The organism is Xenorhabdus khoisanae (assembly GCF_001037465.1).
GTDB lineage: Bacteria > Pseudomonadota > Gammaproteobacteria > Enterobacterales > Enterobacteriaceae > Xenorhabdus > Xenorhabdus khoisanae.
In genome coordinates this window covers 1-590 of the sequence record NZ_LFCV01000147.1, presented here as the reverse complement: position 1 = coordinate 590, position 590 = coordinate 1, and the positions used below count along the sequence as shown (strand labels likewise).

1 rRNA gene is annotated in these 590 nt (G+C 54.4%); it reads left to right on the top strand.

Features of this window, described 5'->3' with window-relative positions:
- A 23S ribosomal RNA gene (locus tag AB204_RS17920) occupies nucleotides 1–562 on the top strand; the annotation flags it as partial.
- Nucleotides 563–590 lie beyond the last annotated feature (28 nt).

Sequence of the window (590 nt, the reverse complement as noted above, 5' to 3'; positions counted from 1 at the left end):
TTGACTGCGAGAGTGACAGCTCGAGCAGGTACGAAAGTAGGTCTTAGTGATCCGGTGGTTCTGAATGGAAGGGCCATCGCTCAACGGATAAAAGGTACTCCGGGGATAACAGGCTGATACCGCCCAAGAGTTCATATCGACGGCGGTGTTTGGCACCTCGATGTCGGCTCATCACATCCTGGGGCTGAAGTAGGTCCCAAGGGTATGGCTGTTCGCCATTTAAAGTGGTACGCGAGCTGGGTTTAGAACGTCGTGAGACAGTTCGGTCCCTATCTGCCGTGGGCGTTGGAAGATTGAAAGGGGCTGCTCCTAGTACGAGAGGACCGGAGTGGACGCACCACTGGTGTTCGGGTTGTCATGCCAATGGCATTGCCCGGTAGCTAAGTGCGGCAGAGATAACCGCTGAAAGCATCTAAGCGGGAAACTTGCCTTGAGATGAGTCTTCCCTTGTCCCTTGAGGACACTGAAGGAACGTTCGAGACGAGGACGTGGATAGGCTGGGTGTGTAAGCGTTGCGAGACGTTGAGCTAACCAGTACTAATGAACCGTGCGGCTTAACCTGACAACACCGAAGGTGTTTTGGGCGTGCG